We start from the raw sequence: 19,190 nt of genomic DNA on the forward strand, positions 1-19,190 counted from the left end.
GGGTATGGAGGCAGACATGGCTGGAAAGGAGAATATCAATTCCTCGCGGGGCTTTTCGCTGACCGAGTTGATCATCGTGATCTTTCTGATCTCGGCTGTTCTCGCCATAGCCACTCTGAATTTCAGTCACTGGCAGAGAAAGTACAACATCGAAGCCCAGGTGAAGGAAATGCTCTCCGACCTGACCGCCGTGCGCCAGATGGCCATCCAGACCAAGAAGAGACATCGGGTGACCCTGAACCCGAAGATGATTTCGTTTCGCCGCTACAGCAGTGAATCCGATGCAACGGGCACTCCGGTGTTCAATAGGAATCTGAATTATACGATTCAGAAGTTTTCATCGGGCACCTTAAGCTCTTTTAGCGATACCGTCATCAAGATTAACGACCGAGGTTATACAGAGAGTGTTAGCGATCATATGACTATTGCAGTGGGCGTTGGCTTGGGTGAGCCTGCGTACAACTGTCTTGTTGTTCATTGGGCACGGGTTAATGTGGGGAAAATAAATGGCAATTCATGTGAGTTCCAATAGCAAGGGCTTTACCCTGATCGAGTTTCTGGTCGCCATCGTAATTCTGATGGTGGGGCTGCTCGGCCTGTTGCAGACGGTCAATTATGCGATCGTGCACAACATGGGAAACCAGTTGCGCCAAGAGGCGCTCATGCTGGCCGATGAAAGAATGAACACGGAGAAGGCCAGGTCCTACGACATGATCGATGTGGTCCAGCGCAGTTTTTCCACCAGCCGGATGGTAAACGGGGCCTTCCGCAGTTATTCGGTCTCCCAGAGCGTTACGGAGCCGACAAGCCGGACCAAGCAGATTGAATTGCAGATTATCTGGCACTACAAGGGAGAGCGCTACACTCATTCCGTACTGTCCCTCATTTCCGAATTTGAGTAACGCGGCTCGGAGGCTGTTATGTTGAATTCCCGAAAGGGCTTTACCCTTGTTGAGATGGTTGTCGTCATGGCGGTGTTTCTCGTCGTGGTCATGATCACCGCCGATGCTTTCAAGACCATCCTTACCCAGGTGACCAAGCTTACCAAGTCCGAGGAGAGCAATATTGAAGGAATGCTCGGGTTAGAGATGTTCCGGCATGATATCCAGCAGGCCGGTTTTGGTCTGCCCTATTCGTTCCTTTCGCCGATCAAGTACGCTGAGGCCGGCGTCACCCCAGCAAATAAATTCAATGATGGCACGAGTACAACTGCAAGCGCCGTTCCCCGTGCCGTTGTGGCTGGTGATGATCTCGCTGCTGTCACCGACTCTGGCAGTTACAATATCCTCGGTGATACGGATTACCTGGTTCTGAAAGCCTCCTCGCTGGGGCTCAATGCCGCCTCCCAGAAGTGGACTTACATGCCCTTTGACGACAGTGTTGCGAGCTCGCCCCCCCACATATGGCCTTCGGGAAACATGGACAGTGGCACTGATCGGGTGATCGTGATGCGAAAGGCTTTTTCCGAAGCCACCTACACCAATCAGCTTATTGTCAAAGACTCCGAGACGTTCTCTGCAATTTACGACAGTGACGGATTTGATGAAGATGATAAAGCCTTCAGACCAACGCTCAAGGAAGAGGTCTACTACCTCTACGGTATTACGCCAGGATCTGCAGCTCGCATGCCTTTCAATCGTGCCGACTTCTTCGTCGCCGCCCCATCGGATTCCTCGCAAAGGCCGGCCTTCTGCGCCGAGAATACCGGAATATTCTACAAGGGGGTTGTCAATCACGGGGATGGCAAACTGAACTACATCCCCCTCCTGGATTGTGTTGCCGATATGCAGGTCGTCTTTGGGTGGGATGTGGATGATGGCCAGGGCAATGAGGGGCAGGATGGCGCCGTCGACACCTACTCGACCCCTTTGGCACTCAATAACGTCGATATTACGGTTTCACCATCGGCGCACAAGACACGGGTTACCACTGCCCTGGCTGATGCCGAAAAATTGCGCGCCAGCCTCAAGCTGGTAAAGGTCTACCTGCTCGCCCAGCTTGGTCGCCGTAATCCCGGATTTCAGAGCGCCGAGACCATCAGGGTTGGAAACGTGTCCACGGATGGCCTGAGTAAAGTGCATACTCTGACGACAAACATGCGCCAGTACCACTGGAAGGTCTATCGAGTTGTGGTAAGCCCTAAAAACCTTCAGGCAAATCAGTGACTTTGAGGAGTTATTTCATGAAACCCATTGTGGCTGGCCAAGATGGTTTCGCATTAGTAACGTCACTGCTTATGACGTTTATTTCACTCGTTATGGTCATGGCGATCATGTACATGATTTCACGGAATATTGAGATGATGGGCGGAATGAAGCGCTATAAAACTGCGCTCGAGGCAGGGCAGGGCGGCACTGAAATAGTTGTCAAGGAAATCATACCGGAGATACTGAAGAACTATACAGATGCCGATCTGATTACGAAGCTGCAATCTGCTTTTAACGGTGTCACGCTTACAGTGTTGGCAGATAAGGAATGCCTGAAAGATAAGATTACTAAGGATGAATCCGAATGGGATGCTTCCTACAGCCGTTCGTTAAATCCGAAGGTGTCTCCCGACTTCACCCTGAAACTCACGGCAGCGCAGGGGCAGCCATACAGCGTATATACTAAAATAGTTGATACTGTTCTCGGTAATACCGACATGAGTGGCCTGCAACTTGAAGGGGCTGGCGTTGCGGAGTCGCTAACGGTCATTACACCTCAGCACCTTCCCTATGTGTACAGGGTTGAAGTTCAGGCTGAGCGTGAGACAAATGCTCACGAACAGGCAAATATCTCTGTTCTTTATGCCTATTGATAGAACCGTAGAGGTACGAAGCATCCATGTCGTTCAGTGATGTGGTTTTTTGAAGTTACTATGGGTGCTGAACGTGGTAATTGCATAATTTTCTTGACATGCGTCCGAATTATTGTAAGTGATAACCAGTGTTTTAATATTGATACCGTATCTCTGGATAACCGTCTCACTTAGTTTTTGTTGCAAAATCAACTGTAAGAAAATGGTGTGCTGAAAAACCACAGAAAGGCATCGCGCTTCGGCCTGTTTTTCGCGAGAACGTGGAAACGTTTTAAATCTGAGTCGTTTACGGGAATACACAATATGCTTTTTTTTAACAGGAAAAAAGAAGTCATCGGCATAGATATCGGGTCCAGTTCTGTAAAGCTCGTGCATCTTCAGGAGCATAAGGGGGGCTACCAGTTGCTTGAAGTTGGTATTATTCCGCTTCCTCCCGAGGCCATTGTCGATAATGCTTTCATGGACAGTTCATCCATTGTTGAGACAATAAAAAACCTCATTTCCAGTCTGGGGGTAAAGATCAAGGATGTTGCCTGCTCCATATCGGGGAATTCCGTTATTATCCGGAAAATATCGCTTCCCACCATGCCTCCTGAAGAACTTGAAGACCAGATCGGCTGGGAGGCAGAGCAGTACATCCCCTTTGATATCAATGACGTAAATATTGATTTTCAGATCCTATCACAAGACAGTTTTGATCCCTCCAAGATGAATGTATTGCTTGTGGCCAGCAAAAAAGACATCATCAATGACTATGTTACTGTTTTCAACGAAGCGGGGTTGCTGTTGTCCGTTGTTGATGTTGATTCGTTTGCCGTACAGAACGCTTTTGAAATAAACTACGACGTTAACCCCGATGAAGTCCTCGCATTGGTGAATATTGGCGCTGGAGTGATGAACATCAATGTTGTCAAGGGAGGAGTCACGCTGTTTACCCGTGACGTTCAAATGGGTGGGAACCTTTTTACGGAAGAGATACAGAAGCAGATGGGAGTAAGCGGTGTTGAAGCGGATGCGATGAAAACTTTGGCGCATGAAACCTGCAGTGAAGCTCTTTCCGATGTCATCAGCAGGGTTAACGATTCCATCACGCAAGAAATCAGACGTTCTCTTGATTTCTACAACTCTTCGACCAATGAAGACAGTATTACTAGGATCTTTGCCAGCGGTGGTTGTACGAAAATGTACAAACTGGTCACGACAATCAACGAAAAACTGGGATTGCCGGTTGAAATCATTAATCCCTTTGCAAAGCTTCACTATGCTGATAAGGATTTTGACCCTGAATACCTGCAGGAAATCAGTCCGCTGATGGCGGTCACCGTCGGACTTGCTATAAGGAGGGTCGGGGACAAATGATAAAGATTAACCTCTTGCCGGTCAGGGCTGCAAAAAAGAAGGAGACTGCCGTTCAGCAGATTGCTATTTTCTGCGCCGGCGTCGTGCTTGTGCTGGCCGTAATTATGACCATGTTTTTTGTGAAAAAAACGCAGATAGCGGATACAAGAAACGATATTGCGACAGCAAACGATAAGATTAATGAGCTGAAAAAGAGAATCGGAAAGCTGGAGGAATTGAAAACACTCAAAGATCAGGTCAAGAAAAAACTAGATGTCCTGACCCAGTTGCGCAAGAACAAAATCGGCCCTGCGCGTAGGCTTGCCACCCTGAGTGACTGCACTCCTGATAAGTTGTGGCTTACTTCCTATGGCGAAACAGGTACTGATATCAAGATCTCGGGCTTTGCCCTCAATGAGGACCTGATAGCGGCCTTTATGAGAAATATCGAATCGTCATCCGATTATATGGGAGTTGAACTTCTTGTTTCCGAACAGAAAGAGATGGATGGCTCAAAAATTAAACGCTTCGATCTTGCATGCAAACTACAAATGTCCAATGAGCCCCCAGCGGAAGAGAAAGCTTCCGTACCCCAATAGATGGTTTATTAACTCAATAAGAACGGATTAATTATGGATCCACAAGTAGAAAAAATACTCAAGCTCCCAACGAAACAGAAGATCCTTATTCTTGCGCTTGTACTGCTTGTTGAAGCAGCAGCACTGGTCTGGTTTTTATATTTGCCCAAGTATCGTGAACATAAAAGCATGAAGGAAGAGTTGAGCAAGTTGCAGAGCGAGGTCGATGAAAAAACCAGAATCTCTGCGAATCTTCAGCGCATGCAGAACGAGTATGATCAACTTAACCGTGAACTGATTCAGGCATTAACAGAACTGCCCAACTCAAAGGAGATACCGTCTCTCTTGACCAGCATCACGACGCTTGGAAAAAGTGCCGGTCTCGATTTTCTGGTATTCAGGCCAAAAGGAGAGATTCAAAAAGATTTTTATGCTGAAGTTCCGGTGGACATAAGCGTTGCAGGTTCCTATTACAGTGTGGCTAATTTTTTTGCTGCTGTTTCCAATCTCCCGAGAATCGTAAATATAAACAATGTTGTTTTTACCGACATAAAGAGTTCCAACACCAGAGTCATGACAAAGGTTAATTGCCTTGCAACAACCTTCCGATTCCTTGACAAGAAAGAGATTGCTAATGACAAGAAACCTGTCAAACAATAAATATCTGATAGGGATGCTGATTGGGATCGCGTCAGTTGGTTTTTTCGCTCAGGGTTGTAAAAAAGACGAGCCGAATCCGGAGCCTGTTTCTTCGGTTAAGTCCGAATCTGACAAGATACCAAAAGTTGAGAAGCCGGTACAGCAACAACTCAGTTCTCCTGTGAAACTGAGTCCGCTTGCCTCTAATCAGTTCGACTTCAGTTCGAAAAAGGATCCATTCAAACCACATCTTGTTGCCAAAAAACCTCCTGTGCCTGTTTTTGCAAGGTCGAAGCGCGTTAGCGCACTCGCTTTACCAATTCACCGTTTTGATGTCAATAACTATAAAGTAATAGGGATAATTACCGGGATCAGAGAGAATCAGGCCATGGTAACGGACCCCAATGGTAAGGGATATGTAATAAAGGTCGGGATGACGATAGGTAAAAACGAGGGGCGCATTACGTCCATATCCCAGAGTGGCGTAACTGTTCTGGAGCAATTCCAGGATGATAATGGCAGAGTACGCAAGGAATATATTAAAATCAACCTGCCCAGGAAACAGTAAGGAGCTCCGCATGATGTGGATGAGAAGACAATCAATTCTTTTGGCGCTTTCATTGGCAGTTGTTTCTGGCTTTTCGAGCCTTATGCCGAATTCCGCCGAATCCGCACAGGATATGTCGCAAGTTACTCACAAAACTCTTGCCGCAATCGAGTCGATAACGGTGCTCGGGGAAGGGAGCGCGGCGGAACTTGTTATCAAACTGTCCGCACCGACCACCTACACCAGTTACAGGACCACGTCTCCCTTGCGGCTTGTTATAGACCTTTCCCAGTCAGGCCAAGGTGCGATCATGGCGCCGGTAGTGCTGAACAGTGGCAATTTCAAGGCTGTTACAGTAAGCAGTTATGACACCGACGCCGGAGTGTTGACCCGCCTGGATGTAGAACTTGTTAAGGATGCTGATGCCGTTCTGAGTGTGTCAAAAGAAAAACCGACTGAAATCCGGGTCTCATTCCCGTCGCTATCTTCTCCCATCACGGAAACGCCCGTTTCAGCTGCTGTTACGGACAATTCCGTAGTTACAGGAAATTCTTCGCCGCAGCCCCAGGAAACCACGGCAGCTATACCGGAACCGGTCCCGTCAGCACAAAGCGCAACTATCCGTGCCCTGACGGCTGTGTCCGTCAAGAACAATGCTATCGTACTCGCCATTGATGGCGGTGTTGGTGAGTTTACAGCGTTCCGGCTGAGTAAGCCTGATCGTTTCGCGATAGATCTCCATGGCGTGAAGAGTGTTCTGGCGTCGAGATTGTTTTCCGTAAATGCTTTTGGCGTTTCATCAGTTCGTTTGGGACTTTACCCTGACAAGGTGCGTGTCGTGCTTGATGCGGTCGATGGTGCTTTGCCCAAGGTGGTTGCGGAGAAAACAAACGAGGGCATACGCGTGGCGCCGATGGATACCTCTTCAGTATCCGTAGCCACCCGGGGGGACGGTGCGACCGCCTCAACCGCGAACAATGGGCCAGCACCTGCCTCCCGGGCCGATGATATGAAACCAGCCGCTACTCTGTCCGTGCCACGTGTCGACATGATTGATTTTCAGGTTGTAAATGGTATTTCCCGTGTTGCCGTGAAAGTGGTCGGTAATGCCGTTGCGGAGCCGCCTGAAAAGAGTCCTGGCTTTGTGACGCTGACCATCAAGAATACGAGTCTACCCAAGAGCTTGCAACGCTCCTTGGAAGCAAAGGGCTTTTGGTCTCCGGTTTTGCGCGTTACCCCGCTTCTTGTGACTACCCGTAAGGGAACAGACACGAAAATCCGCATTGCCATGCGGAAAACGGTGCCGTATGAGTATCGTCGTGAAGGTGACATGCTTTTCATTGATTTCAAGAACCCGGAAGGCATGATTGCTGAGAAACCGGCAGTACCTTATCTGGTTGCGAAAAGTGGCGAGGAGCCTCCTGGCAGCGATGCCGCGCTTAGGTCCGAGCTTGCCTCTTCCCCGGACCCTTCACGCAAGCCATTAGGATCCGCAAAGGAGTACTGGGGGAGAAAGGTCACTCTCGAGTTTGCTGATGCTGAGGTGCGTAAAATATTCCAGTTGTTATCCGAAGTGAGTAACAAGAATTTCGTGCTGGGAGACGATGTGACTGGAACCATAAGCATCAAACTGGTCAATGTGCCCTGGGATCAGGCTCTGGATATCATTCTTGATGCAAAAGACCTTGAAACGCGTGAAATAGGGAATGTCTTGACAATCAAAAAACGAGGTGCGTTTAAGGAACAGTTGGTAAAGCAAACCACGTATACGGAGTACTTTTCCGTTAACTACAGTGATGCAAAATCGATCAAGCCGCAATTAGAAGCGTTGCTTGATCCTGTTCTGTTAAAGGAAAAGTTGGCTACCATCACTGCTGATGACCGTACTAACACGATTATTGTCACTTCCGTGCAGTCGGATATAGACAGAATTAGGGCACATCTGGTGAAGATGGATATTCCGGAAAAGCAGGTCATGATCGAAGCGCGCATAGTGGAGGCCACATCCACCTTTACCCGCAGTCTGGGGGTGAACTGGGGAGTTCACTACACCGATGCTTCCGGGTCGCTGCTGGGGATTACCCAGCTGGATACCGGCTTCGGCGGCATAACAACCGCTCCGCCTACCAGCGGTACCGGAGATTCAGCAGGTGGAAATATGGGCATTTCCTTCGGTGCCCTGGGGAATGGTGTCCAGCTTGATATGCGGCTAAGCGCCGCAGCCACCGCTGGTTTGATCAAGATCATCTCCTGCCCAAAGGTTGCTACGCTTAATAATAAGAAAGCCAAGATCGCTCAAGGGCAGCAGATTCCCTATACTGCATCTGATGGTGATAATGTGGAGACAAAGTTTGTCGAAGCTGCCCTGTCGCTCGAGGTTACGCCGCACATCAACGCCAACGGCACCATCAGCATGAACATTGTAGCAAAGAATGATTCTATGGGGGACGCCGTGGGTAGTTCTACTGCGCCTGCCATCAATACCAAAGAGGCAACGACTGAGATGCTGCTGCGTGACGGAGAGACAACCGTTATTGGCGGCATATTCGTGGACACTGACAATGATTCGGATGCTGGCGTTCCCTTCCTTATGGATATTCCGGCTATCGGTAAGTTCTTTAAGACGAACAGCAAAACAAAAACCAAGACTGAACTGCTGGTTTTTATTACACCGCGTATCATGGCGACGACTCTGTAAACAAGGGGAACTACCTTATTTGGTTGAGCCGTGATCTTTCGAAAGAGTATGTAACAACAACCTCCGTGGAATGGTGCTCCCGGAGGTTGTTGTCTTTGAATGTCCCCCGTTCCACAGTGATTTTCGGTAATTTTTACTTGTCATTATTTTGGCTTTATCAACGTGTAATTTTGGGTGGTTATGATGATGGGATTGCGATGTGCTTAGGCGGGTGTATATTAACAGCAGAGTAAGATACCACTTAAGAGTGAGGAGGTTACCATGATACGAGTAATTATAAGGCAACGGGTCTCCCAACCGGACTACTGGTATATAGATGAAGTATCAGGAAGTGGAGCACACTTGGGCAAAATTTGTTATAAGTCCCTTAGTGAGGCGAGGGAGGTAGCACATAAAAATCATCCCTATGTACGTATTGAGGTTGAGTAATTGCAGATTATCCCTTGATAAAGTATTTCTGTTGGTGAGAATTGAACACAAAGAGCCGGATTCATTTTGGATCCGGCTCTTCTGTTATCCTGTCGCGATGTCAAACAAGGTAGTACTCATTCAGCCGGAGCGGTGCCTTTCTGCCTATGACCGTCTTGAGGTGGGAAAATAATTCAAAGTCCATTGATTTGAACTGAAATGCCATGCCGTTCTTGTCGTTCCGCACTACCTCGCCGTCCACGGTGATGGTCGAACTGGTGGATGCGCTGGGTAGGTTCAGGGATATGGCGGCTCTCTTCCCGAGTGGGAGTTGACGGTCAGTCCTGATGTACAAGCCATTGAGACTGAGGTTTTCAGTCAGAGCCTCGAAGCTCTGGTCTGCCATTCTCACCGTGGTCTGTGATTCGAATCTGATTCTGTTGAATTTTCTGTCAGGCATAAAATACCTCCAACAATTAACAGTTTATCTGATTCGATGTCGCGCTACAAGTTTTTGTTTGATGCTGGGGAAGAAGGTGAGAAGGCGTTTTTCTATCTCATTGGAATGAATGCCACTGTTTGTGCTGGGGGGCGAAGATGCGTAAATCCCCGGTATCCGACTCTTTGTTGCTTTACATGTCATAGGCGATGGAGTGTCACTCTGGAGTAGGATTTGAAAAATAATCATGGTTTGATGGGGTCGTTTTTTTTGGTGATTTTTTTGCTTTGATGATGGCTGCTGCATACAGGACGGCCAGGATGGCACTGGCATAGTAGAGTGACTTCAGCCCAAACAGGCAGACCAGTACGATCGGTACCATGATCAGTAAAATAAAAATCATCTATGGCCTCCGGTGTGTGATGGTTGTGAGCAACGCCCCTGGAGCGCTTAGGGAATATGGACTTGGGACGTGTTGCCAAGGTCATACGCGGAAGTATAGTACGAATTTTACCGCGTGAATACAATGGAGAAATTATCATGTACACTAGTGGCAACGGGTCACAATAAACGACGAATGGTCTCTACAGAGGAAGGAGTGCGTATGCAGGACGTTTCCAGGGAAAAAGACGAGAACTCATGGATACGGAGTTTGTGGGCACTGGAAAAGGGGAGATTGCCGGCGGATGGTGGTGCAGTCTTCAATCGGCTGATCTTTGCCGCGAGTCCCTATCTGCTGCAACACGCTGATAATCCCGTTGACTGGTATCCCTGGGGGGAGGAGGCGTTTGAAACTGCGGCACGAGAGGATAAACCGCTTATGGTTTCAATTGGATACGCCACCTGTCACTGGTGTCATGTCATGGCCCGTGAATCGTTTGAAGATCCAGAGGTGGCGGCGATCATCAACCGGCACCTGATTCCGGTCAAGGTGGACCGCGAGGAGCGGCCTGATATTGATTCGCTTTATATGACCGCGGCCAGGATACTGACCGGTAGCGGCGCAGGATGGCCTCTGACGATTTTTCTGACCCCTGAGCGCAAACCGTTTTACTGCGCAACCTATATCCCCAAGACAGGGAGCAACGGGGTTTTGGGTATTGTGGAAACCGTTGAGAAGATCAGCGAAATTTGGAATACCAATCGAGATCTGATTAATGAAAATAGTGATACGGTTGTCAGGGCGCTGCGCGAGATTGTCGCTCCAGTCTCTGCTGATACCGATTTTGGCCGGGTTCTGGATGAGGCCCAGGCCTCACTGCAAGGGATGTACGACTACCTGAATGGCGGATTCGGCGGCGGTGCTAAGTTTCCGTTGCCGCATAATCTCTCCTTTTTACTGCGCATGTGGCGGCGGACACAGAATCAGGACATAGAAGAGATGGTGGCTTATACACTGCGCATGATGCGCGACGGAGGGATTTACGATCAGCTCGGCTTCGGCTTCCACCGCTACGCCGTGGATCCCGAGTGGCGTGTCCCCCATTTTGAAAAGATGCTCTATGATCAGGCTCTTATTGCGATTACCTGCCTGGAGGCATTCCAAGCCTATGGTGATGAATTTCTGAAGGATATGGCCATGGAGATATTCTCCTTTGTCTTTGATGAGTTGACTTCGCCAGATGGAGGCTTCTGTTCGGGGCTTGGCGCTGACAGCGGGGGGGGCGAGGGGTACTATTATCTCTGGTCGCGCGGGGAGATAGACCGAAATCTGGATGGGGAGACTTCCCGTCTCTTCTGCGAGGCCTTTGGTGTTACAGATACCGGCAACTTCGAGGGGGGCAACATCCTGTATCAGCCCCGCTCCGTCGCCCTGCTTGCCCGAGAAAACGGTCTGGATGCCGGAGAACTCGACAGGCGCCTGGAAACTGCCCGTGCAAAACTGCTGGAGGTGCGCGCCGAGCGGGTTAGGCCTTTTCGGGACGAGAAGATTCTTGTCGCCTGGAACGGCCTCATGGTTGCGGCATTGGCTCGGGGGGCTGCCGTGAGTGGGGAACAGCGACTGCTGGAGGCGGCCAGATCTGCGGTCAGGTTTATCGCCCGGAATTTGCACACTCCGGCGGGGCGTCTGCTGCGAAGCTATCATCAGAGCGTGGCCTCTGTGCCCGCCTTTCTGGAGGACTATGCTTTCCTCTGTTGGGGGATGGTCGAGCTTTACCAGGTTGATGGTGATCCTGTCATGCTTCAGGGGGCGCTCGGTTTGGCCCGGGGGATGCTGGACCTGTTCAGTGACGCGGTAACGGGCGCTTTCTATGATACTGCTTCCGAAGCTGAGCAGGTCCTCGTCAGGATGAAAAACGCACATGACGGGGCAATCCCGTCCGGAAATTCCATTGCCTGTCTCTGTCTGCTGAAGCTGGGAAAGATCTGCGGTGATGAGGCGCTGACACATGCGGGGGAACGGTGCCTGGTCTCCTGGATGGGGAGTCTTGCGGAGCAGCCGATTGCCCATATCCAGATGGTTACAGCCCTCGACTTCTTCCTTGGCCCGGATGTGGAGATAACACTGATTGGCGACCGAGATAAGCCCGGGGTAAGGGAGTTGCTGAACGTGATCCACCGATACTTCATTCCTGGTCTTGTCCTTCGATTCAAGGGGGATGGTGATGTATACCCCATGGTCGGCGGTTTGCCGACAGCGTATGTATGCGCCAGGGGAGCCTGCCGCCCCCCGGTGAACGATGCGGCCCAATTGGAGCAACTGCTCAGTGAGATCGTGTGATGCTGTTGACTCTGTACCTACGCCAATAGCTGTGTCAGTATACAAAAAAAGGACTTGCCGTTTATGCAAGTCCTTGATTTTGTTTGGTTGCGGGGAGAGGATTTGAACCTCTGACCTTCGGGTTATGAGTCTTCGGAGGCTCGCATTTTTATTTAACAAAATCAGTAGCTTGCAATGATATCAAATGTTTATGTACCCTGAAATCTATCCCATATTTACCATTTTGACCATCTTTTTTTTACCGTAGGGTACAAAATAGGGTACAGATTTTCCGGGGTCCGGAAGGGGGATTGACACCCCAAATTTCCAGTTCTCCCACCTTCTCACGTCTGGTCACATCAGCCAGTATTCAAAGAACTCTTTAATTTTTATTGTCTGCCCCTCGTGTTCTGTTTCCACGGGCTGAAGGGGTGCGTCTCAAAGCCTAAAGGGTGAGAAGCGACAGGTGTTTCTGTCTCTGTTCGGATCATGATACGAATTAATCGAAAATAACTCGGAGTAGATGTGATTCGGTATCTTCCAGAATCGTCGGAGCTTTAATGTGGTGCTTAGATTCACTCCGGAACGGTCCCGCAGGATCAGGGGGGAGATCTTGCACGAGGAACAGCGGGAAGAAATCCTGGATGACGGCACGCTGATCCTGACAGTTCCCGCTCCCCAACAAGCGGAGATCATGATGGAGATTCTTAGACACGGCTCGCACGTGGAGGTACTGGAGTCAACGTGGCTGCGGGAGAAAGTCGTTGTGCAGAGCTGGAGGTGGCAGTTGCCAGGTATTCATGCTTGTAGCCCCCCTCTGAACGCGTGTTGTCATAGGGAGACAAAAGCCCTTGTTTGGAGAGAATAATTAAAAAGATTGTTATTGGTATAATTGCTTGCTATTAATAATGTTTGTACTAACCACATACTGTCACCGATAGGGCACAGCAGGGGCAACCCTGTGTCGCAAAGCTACCATCCTCGGGAGGGGATAGAGGGGTTGTCGAAGTGAGTGTAGAAAATATTTTGTGATAAGAGCCACGCTTCCGTTTGTTGAATGGGGGGCGTGGTTTTTTTGTGCTTGAAATTGTTGAGGCGGGATCACAGGGAGTTGGTCTTTCCGGTGGGCAGAAGAAGCGGAACAACGTGACGGTGCCGTTCACCTATCTGGGGTCGGTGGATATGGTGAGTTTCGAGAGTGAACGGCCGATCAAGATGGTCTGGCAGCTCAGGTATGCGATGCCGGTAGAGATGTTTGAGGATAATCGAAGGGTTGGGTAAGGTTTTAGTTGACAGGTGACTAAAAGTTATGTCCCGATATTCGATTAAAATTATTTCCGGCACATGTGTCGAAGTACCAAAATTACAGATTTTATAAAGGTGCAGTATGAGTATTGATCAGCTCGCACATCAGTTGCATGATGTTTTTGCAGCTTCCAAAAAAGCGTATGCAGTTCAGGATAACGACGGTTACAAGACGAAATACGCAAGGCTAAGCCCTTACACAATAAGAAGAATGCTTCAAAATAAGCTAAGCATTATGACATACCAAATGGTCAATATGAGCGATGTTAAATGGCTTTGCTTAGATTTTGATATGCCAAATCAAGTTATAGGTGAAGGGGCTGAACCTAAAAAAGACCTTCTTAAAGATTTGCTGCAAGTAGTTAAGGGTGCGTGTGTACAGTTAGATGCTCTGTCTATCTCTTATCTTGTAGAATTTTCAGGCAACCGAGGTTTTCATATTTGGATCATCTTGGATAGATATATTTCTAAGGCTTTTGGATATGAAATTAACACAAAGATAATGGAACTTATTGACATTACAGAACCTTTCTCGGTTGATCTTTTTCCTACAACTGCAAAGATCTCAAAAGAAGGTATTGGAAAAGGAGTAAAGTTGCCTTGTTCATGTCATGTCAAATCAGGCTGTTATTCTTTTCTTATTAGTAATGTCTACGAAGCTGACACGATAAATATTTATAAAAATGAACTTAATAATACTTTTATTGATTCTCAGATCAGCATTTTAAATGATTTGAAACGGCAAAATCCAAAAGAAATAATGAATGCACTTGGTTTGTCTGAACAATTAGTAGATAGGCGGAGTTATGATAAGTTTATAAAAACCTCGAGCATCACAGTGACCGGTGATGATGAGGTGTCTATTGATAGCGTATTGAACGACTTGTCAGGCTGTTCATTCCTAAAGGCAATATTGAAAAACTACAGACTAGGATTAACAGAGAAAGAACGAGTCATAATTGTTGGCCTGTTATCTAAAATTCAGAGTGATAACGACCCCTTCTTCGGGAACAAGTTGCTTGAGGAATTATTCTCGAGAATGCCAAACTACAGGCCTGAACTGACACGGAAGAAATTAGAGTGCCTCAAGTTGCAGCCAGTAACATGTGAATATCTAAGACATTTTCGATCTGATGAAAAATGCAGTTGCTTAGATGGTACAAAGAAATCCCCTATAGAGCACATACGTGGTGTGGCAATTGCTGATAACGATCCATTTGCATATGAACCTATGGAAACAGAAAAAGTTATTACTGCAGCCTCAAAATACACATATCAAAATGATGAAGTTGCAATGCCCACCGTATTACTCAAGCTAGAAGATATGAAGGGCAATAATTTGGAGGCTGTGTGGCATTCGGTACTACATGAGGTAAGACCACTTAAAAAATTTTACACCTTCCGCAGGCAAGAAGAAGACAAAGTCAGAATACTTATTACTCTTACTGCCAAAGAAAAGGTTCTAACAAAGTTGGCAATCAAAGCATTACATGCTTTTTATTACCCAGGTTTTTCTGACTGCAGTTATGGCTATAGATTCAATTATAGTTTGTCAAATAACAACTTGTTTTATCCGTGGCTGCAACAGTGGAATATATTTACAAAAGAAATAAAAAACATTGTAGACGATGAAAATGCTGAAAGCATGTATGTAGTAAAACTGGATATAAAAGGTTTTTACTCGAATATTGACAGAGAAATGCTGCGGATCAAGTTGGTAGATGGTCCGACAGACGAAATTCGAGTTGCGTTTAAAAGCCTTGGTGAGACTGAAATCGATAAAATTAAGGTGCTTGCATCATGGTTTATAAGCATTTGCGACGCTACCGTAGAGGGGAAAAAAGGTGTTCCGCAGGGGCCTGCGTTTGCAAGATATTTAGCAGAGCTGTACTTGATGGACTTTGACCGTTTTATAGAACGAATGGTATCAGGATCTCTAGGGAGGTACTTCAGATATGTCGATGACGTCTTTGTATTTGTCGATACTGAGGCCGAAGCAGCCTCAATATTAGCTTATGCCACTAATTTTCTAAAATCCTTGGGATTGCATCTCAGTCATGGTAAGTGCTTTGTAGGGACGATAGCTCAATACAAACCGGAGATTAGTAGATATTTTTCAAGGGCTAAGTATGTAGTCGATCATGCAAAGCTTCAGACTGATCACTCCGGCAAAATCACGAATGCGATAACTACATTGTTCTCTTTGTTACGTAATGATGGGGATGGTGGACAGATAAACGAGTCAAACCTCCCTTTTTTTCTGACTCACCTTTCACAGCATCGCTTGGTGCATGAGCGGTTAGTAAAATTAGAAGAATACGTCTTGCGAATGAATCGTGGACGAGGCTCGCTGTTTCGCAACTTTTTCAAAAGGTACATTGAGACAACTACGAATAGTCTTCGACATGTAGATGATCTACAAGCGTTGACCGGTGGTCTAAAACGTGAAGTGTTTATTAGCTCGATTTTATCTAAAATCATCTCTGGTGGTGATGTTAGCGCATACAAGAATGAACTTAGAGGTGTTTTAACAAAGTATGCAATGAGCCAGGATTTGACAGTTGTAGAAAAGGAGCTTCTAGGAGTCATAATGTTGCACGATCAGGATATTTGCGATGTCGAGTTTCTTTCCAAGATAAGCCCCACACTACTTTCTGAAATAATGCAAGTACCTATCGCTAAGAATATACCGCCTGCTGTAGTGCCTTACATAGCAGCAAGAATAGTGGGTCTTGAGGCTACTGATTTTCTTCGTAGTGCGTATTCTATGGTACGTACTACGAAGTTGGAAAATGTAGTCGCGTATCGGGAGCTAGGTGCTACATTTTTGAAAAAGTTTATAAACGACATGGGCGCTAATCAACCTACTGATTACAAGTTTGAATTCATACAGTCAGTTGATGACGCTCAAAAATTCCATCATCTGCTTGCTTTTTTTACGGTCATTGTTGAAGACGTTGAGGTAACTTTCGAGGCCATTATAAACGTATGGCACGCTTTCATGTACTTTCTTAATAATAGACAACTTGATTATGGAAAGAAGCTAGATCAAGATTCTTGGTTGGTCGAGTGGGATAAAATTGAACTTTTACCAGGAAAGGTGACTTCACTCTTAACCCTGAGCCTTACAGATGGATTTGTTAAGGGGTACAATTGTGAACTAAGGTTATATGAAGCTTTTTACAAAAATATAGTAATTCTCATGGTTGTTAATGAACCATCAAATGGCATAAGTATCATGGAGGGTATATCTTCGCCATTAGCCGAAGTGCTTGAAAGGGATAAACGCCTTTACCTAAAATGGATAATTGAAGGTGGCAAGACTGTGCAACCTTACCCGAATAAAGCTGTATGCATTTCTAATATACTCATCAATGATCGTCTTGTTCTCCGTAAAGGGAATGACTATCTTGTGCGGGTAAGAAGGCTTGATCATGTGTCAGAATCTCTCTTGTCAGAAACAGGCATGGTGATACATGAAGAGGGCCAATGGGATCCCGGTTATCAAACTTTTACCTTTAACTTTAATGCAAAGAAGCAAACTATTGAAGAAATACTAAATGGGGCAAATTCTGTTCTTGCCACAGTCAGTGAGCTTATAAAGTTAAAATTTGGCATTGAATCGTCCTGCCAAAGATGTTTCGGAAGTGACGCAGAGAGCTATTCAAGTACCGGTCAATTTGACGAGTACATTAGTGACAGTCTAAGTCCACTAGTACCGCTAGCATTATGCGATAATCATATATTTGATATTACATATAAAAAGGTAGTGTCAAATTCAATTAATGGATTTTTAGAAATTGTATTTGAGAATATGGTGACTGTGAATAAACCTATGTATAATCTCAGATATCCATTTAATTTCTCATCAAAAGATATTGTAAAAAAGTTAGTCCCTCCAAAATTAAGAAGTGACAAAAACGCAATGTTGCAATACTTGAAACAAATGTACATTGATAAAACTATGAGTTATGACGACAATAATCCTTATGAAGTCGAACGAGCCAAAATATCTGGAATTATCAGATATAAAATAGGACGTAAAGAAATTATCACTAGTACAGATATCTCAGGAATACTCTATGATTATCATTCGCTATTTGAACATAAAGATGAAAAGCATAAGTTGCTACTTAAAGTAACTGATATAAAAATATCACCAGACATAACTTCATTTATTGATATTTACAAAACCATTATAGTCTCAATTAATTCATTTTATTCAATGGCTCAAGATACAGATACAATACCAAAGTTACCCGATCTTTTATTCAATGATTTAACCAGAATAGTAGTGACAGTAAATGGATTCATCGAAAATGGATTTGATGCTTTACCGATAGCTTACAATGAAGGGTTTCTCCTCAAAGAAGCACTTCCTTTGGATCTGACTTGGCTGAACCAGTGCGATATTACTGCAGATAAAATCAATGTCACATTTGGCATTGATGAAACCATTTCATTCGGGGCGATAACGCTGTCAGCTGATGAAGCAAGTAATTTGGTCATGGTGATGGCGCTCGGTGGCAAATCGATTGAGTTGTCTAAATTCGAGATTGACACTGTTGAATTGATGATTAGTAACCAGTGCTTTTTGGCCAAACACGAGAATGAGTTACTTGTAATAGTCATGAGTTCAAGTGTTATGAGAACCTTTGAAGCCATATCGGCGCGGGCCTTAGCACTCAGTAGGACGAATGAATGGGAGTTGGGTCATAGCAGGGAATGTTATTATAATACTTTTGATGTTCAAGATGAATTATACAAATCTCGTTCTTTTAATGATGCTTTAGAAAATCTTATGTCCCACTTACAGTGTAAAGATAAAAGCCTTATGTTTTCACGAATTGCTGAATGGCTTCGGTTATTTAATCCAGAAGATCAGAAAGTCTTAGTAGAAGTTATCGCTGCACATCGATGCATCTCAGATGAAGACATCACAAAGTTCCTTCGTTTTTTGGACGACAACGCGAGTACTCCAGGTGTTGTTATTGGCTCACTTAAGACTTCCGCTGACTTTGGAGGTTTATACCGGTTGCTTGCTGATGCGGCATATCCGCACGCAAGGAAGCTCCAACTAGATAGTTGGCCATCTCGCTTGATTGATCGAAGTTTATCAATAGAGGAACTGGTTGTATTAAATGATGTGTTTATATCAGGAAACCAAGTTATATCTGCCCTAGAAAAATACTACTTCTTAAATCATGACCCGATACTTGCTCAAGATAAAAATTATCATATGATTCCCGGTGATAACTCCTTAGCATTTATTGAAGTTGTTAAGAACCTGAAAAGAATCACTTTCTTTGCCGCTGTGTGCACTGAAACAGCACAGAATGAGATCAAGCAGTTTGTAGAGAAATGGTATAAACAAGAAGTAGGGGTAATTCCAGAAATCATAGTTGATGCTGCATTGATAATAGATATTAAATCAGTACAATTAGATAACAATCCCAATATATTAACTAAGTATCAAGGTAGATTTAGAGAGATGATCACAAAGGAAAAGATGTCTGCTATATTTGAGTTTAACGATGACATTCCTCTTAAATTCTATAATGATCACAAAATACCAGACACTAAAAATCTTCTGATAAGAATAAAATCTGTCCCCAAAAGAGTGTTTAAAATTTTTGTACTTCAACCTAAAGACAAAAGTGTAAAGCCTCTTTTTAACTGTATATTTGAACCATAGTGATATTGCTATGCAGTGACAGAGACCCATGAGCACAGTACT

General features: G+C 45.8%; 15 protein-coding genes and 1 riboswitch. Of the genes, 13 read left to right on the top strand and 2 right to left on the bottom strand.

Translation table 11 applies throughout. The annotated features are described in order from the left end of the window. Positions 1 to 16 precede the first annotated feature (16 nt). The 9 genes from PPRO_RS04830 to pilQ all read left to right on the top strand — a co-directional run bounded on the left by PPRO_RS04830 (position 17) and on the right by pilQ (position 8,600). Complete coding sequence (locus PPRO_RS04830) at positions 17 to 532, top strand: pilus assembly FimT family protein (protein ID WP_011734922.1); 516 nt, start codon at positions 17 to 19, stop codon at positions 530 to 532. After that, the gene (locus PPRO_RS04835) at positions 507 to 902 is read left to right on the top strand and encodes a type IV pilus modification PilV family protein (RefSeq protein WP_011734923.1); all 396 of its coding nucleotides are present in this window, start codon (positions 507 to 509) and stop codon (positions 900 to 902) included. Before PPRO_RS04830 ends, PPRO_RS04835 begins: the two co-directional genes overlap by 26 nt. A gap of 18 nt (positions 903 to 920) precedes the next feature. After that, entirely contained in the window at positions 921 to 2,165 is a 1,245-nt protein-coding gene (locus PPRO_RS04840; RefSeq protein WP_011734924.1) for a prepilin-type N-terminal cleavage/methylation domain-containing protein, read from the top strand. Between the two features lie 17 nt (positions 2,166 to 2,182). Then, positions 2,183 to 2,800, top strand: a complete 618-nt coding sequence (locus PPRO_RS04845; protein WP_011734925.1) for a hypothetical protein — start codon at positions 2,183 to 2,185, stop codon at positions 2,798 to 2,800. Between the two features lie 303 nt (positions 2,801 to 3,103). Then, positions 3,104 to 4,159 (top strand): type IV pilus biogenesis protein PilM, encoded by a 1,056-nt coding sequence (pilM, locus tag PPRO_RS04850; protein ID WP_011734926.1) that lies wholly within the window; start codon positions 3,104 to 3,106, stop codon positions 4,157 to 4,159. After that, positions 4,156 to 4,737: a PilN domain-containing protein gene (locus PPRO_RS04855; protein WP_011734927.1), complete on the top strand. Its 582-nt coding sequence runs from the start codon at positions 4,156 to 4,158 to the stop codon at positions 4,735 to 4,737. The genes pilM and PPRO_RS04855 overlap by 4 nt, the downstream gene beginning before the upstream one ends. 33 nt (positions 4,738 to 4,770) lie before the next feature. Further along, entirely contained in the window at positions 4,771 to 5,376 is a 606-nt protein-coding gene (locus PPRO_RS04860; RefSeq protein WP_011734928.1) for a type IV pilus inner membrane component PilO, read from the top strand. After that, a complete protein-coding gene (locus PPRO_RS04865; protein ID WP_041532136.1) occupies positions 5,351 to 5,923 on the top strand; it encodes a pilus assembly protein PilP in 573 nt (190 codons plus the stop codon). Before PPRO_RS04860 ends, PPRO_RS04865 begins: the two co-directional genes overlap by 26 nt. A 10-nt stretch (positions 5,924 to 5,933) precedes the next feature. Continuing rightward, entirely contained in the window at positions 5,934 to 8,600 is a 2,667-nt protein-coding gene (pilQ, locus tag PPRO_RS04870; RefSeq protein WP_049759642.1) for a type IV pilus secretin family protein, read from the top strand. 529 nt (positions 8,601 to 9,129) lie between these two features. On the opposite strand, the gene PPRO_RS04875 is transcribed toward pilQ, so the two are convergent. Both PPRO_RS04875 and PPRO_RS04880 read right to left on the bottom strand, forming a co-directional pair. Further along, positions 9,130 to 9,468 carry a PilZ domain-containing protein gene (locus tag PPRO_RS04875; RefSeq protein ID WP_041532137.1) on the bottom strand — a complete coding sequence of 113 codons (339 nt, stop codon included), beginning with the start codon at positions 9,466 to 9,468 and terminating at the stop codon, positions 9,130 to 9,132. A gap of 196 nt (positions 9,469 to 9,664) precedes the next feature. Further along, complete coding sequence (locus PPRO_RS04880; protein WP_041532138.1) at positions 9,665 to 9,850, bottom strand: hypothetical protein; 186 nt, start codon at positions 9,848 to 9,850, stop codon at positions 9,665 to 9,667. A gap of 201 nt (positions 9,851 to 10,051) precedes the next feature. On the opposite strand from PPRO_RS04880, the gene PPRO_RS04885 reads away from it, so the two are divergent. The 4 genes from PPRO_RS04885 (at position 10,052) to PPRO_RS04900 (ending at position 19,148) form a co-directional block, all read left to right on the top strand. Continuing rightward, positions 10,052 to 12,169: a thioredoxin domain-containing protein gene (locus PPRO_RS04885; protein WP_011734932.1), complete on the top strand. Its 2,118-nt coding sequence runs from the start codon at positions 10,052 to 10,054 to the stop codon at positions 12,167 to 12,169. 544 nt (positions 12,170 to 12,713) lie between these two features. Then, positions 12,714 to 13,016 (top strand): WYL domain-containing protein, encoded by a 303-nt coding sequence (locus PPRO_RS21810; protein WP_456299427.1) that lies wholly within the window; start codon positions 12,714 to 12,716, stop codon positions 13,014 to 13,016. Positions 13,017 to 13,079: 63 nt separating this feature from the next. Continuing rightward, positions 13,080 to 13,156, top strand: a riboswitch (cyclic di-GMP riboswitch). Between the two features lie 69 nt (positions 13,157 to 13,225). Beyond that, positions 13,226 to 13,429: a helicase gene (locus tag PPRO_RS04895; RefSeq protein WP_011734934.1), complete on the top strand. Its 204-nt coding sequence runs from the start codon at positions 13,226 to 13,228 to the stop codon at positions 13,427 to 13,429. A gap of 106 nt (positions 13,430 to 13,535) precedes the next feature. Continuing rightward, entirely contained in the window at positions 13,536 to 19,148 is a 5,613-nt protein-coding gene (locus PPRO_RS04900) for a reverse transcriptase domain-containing protein (protein ID WP_011734935.1), read from the top strand. Positions 19,149 to 19,190: the final 42 nt, after the last annotated feature.

The sequence above is a fragment of the Pelobacter propionicus DSM 2379 genome (assembly GCF_000015045.1).
Taxonomy (GTDB): domain Bacteria; phylum Desulfobacterota; class Desulfuromonadia; order Geobacterales; family Pseudopelobacteraceae; genus Pseudopelobacter; species Pseudopelobacter propionicus.

Bases quoted from the DNA above. Each gene is read 5' to 3' on its own strand.
- PPRO_RS04830 (WP_011734922.1), top strand. From the start codon at position 17: ATGGCTGGAAAGGAGAATATCAATTCCTCGCGGGGCTTTTCGCTGACC.
- PPRO_RS04835 (WP_011734923.1), top strand. From the start codon at position 507: ATGGCAATTCATGTGAGTTCCAATAGCAAGGGCTTTACCCTGATCGAG.
- PPRO_RS04840 (WP_011734924.1), top strand. From the start codon at position 921: ATGTTGAATTCCCGAAAGGGCTTTACCCTTGTTGAGATGGTTGTCGTC.
- PPRO_RS04845 (WP_011734925.1), top strand. From the start codon at position 2,183: ATGAAACCCATTGTGGCTGGCCAAGATGGTTTCGCATTAGTAACGTCA.
- pilM (WP_011734926.1), top strand. From the start codon at position 3,104: ATGCTTTTTTTTAACAGGAAAAAAGAAGTCATCGGCATAGATATCGGG.
- PPRO_RS04855 (WP_011734927.1), top strand. From the start codon at position 4,156: ATGATAAAGATTAACCTCTTGCCGGTCAGGGCTGCAAAAAAGAAGGAG.
- PPRO_RS04860 (WP_011734928.1), top strand. From the start codon at position 4,771: ATGGATCCACAAGTAGAAAAAATACTCAAGCTCCCAACGAAACAGAAG.
- PPRO_RS04865 (WP_041532136.1), top strand. From the start codon at position 5,351: ATGACAAGAAACCTGTCAAACAATAAATATCTGATAGGGATGCTGATT.
- pilQ (WP_049759642.1), top strand. From the start codon at position 5,934: ATGATGTGGATGAGAAGACAATCAATTCTTTTGGCGCTTTCATTGGCA.
- PPRO_RS04875 (WP_041532137.1), bottom strand. From the start codon at position 9,468: ATGCCTGACAGAAAATTCAACAGAATCAGATTCGAATCACAGACCACG.
- PPRO_RS04880 (WP_041532138.1), bottom strand. From the start codon at position 9,850: ATGATTTTTATTTTACTGATCATGGTACCGATCGTACTGGTCTGCCTG.
- PPRO_RS04885 (WP_011734932.1), top strand. From the start codon at position 10,052: ATGCAGGACGTTTCCAGGGAAAAAGACGAGAACTCATGGATACGGAGT.
- PPRO_RS04900 (WP_011734935.1), top strand. From the start codon at position 13,536: ATGAGTATTGATCAGCTCGCACATCAGTTGCATGATGTTTTTGCAGCT.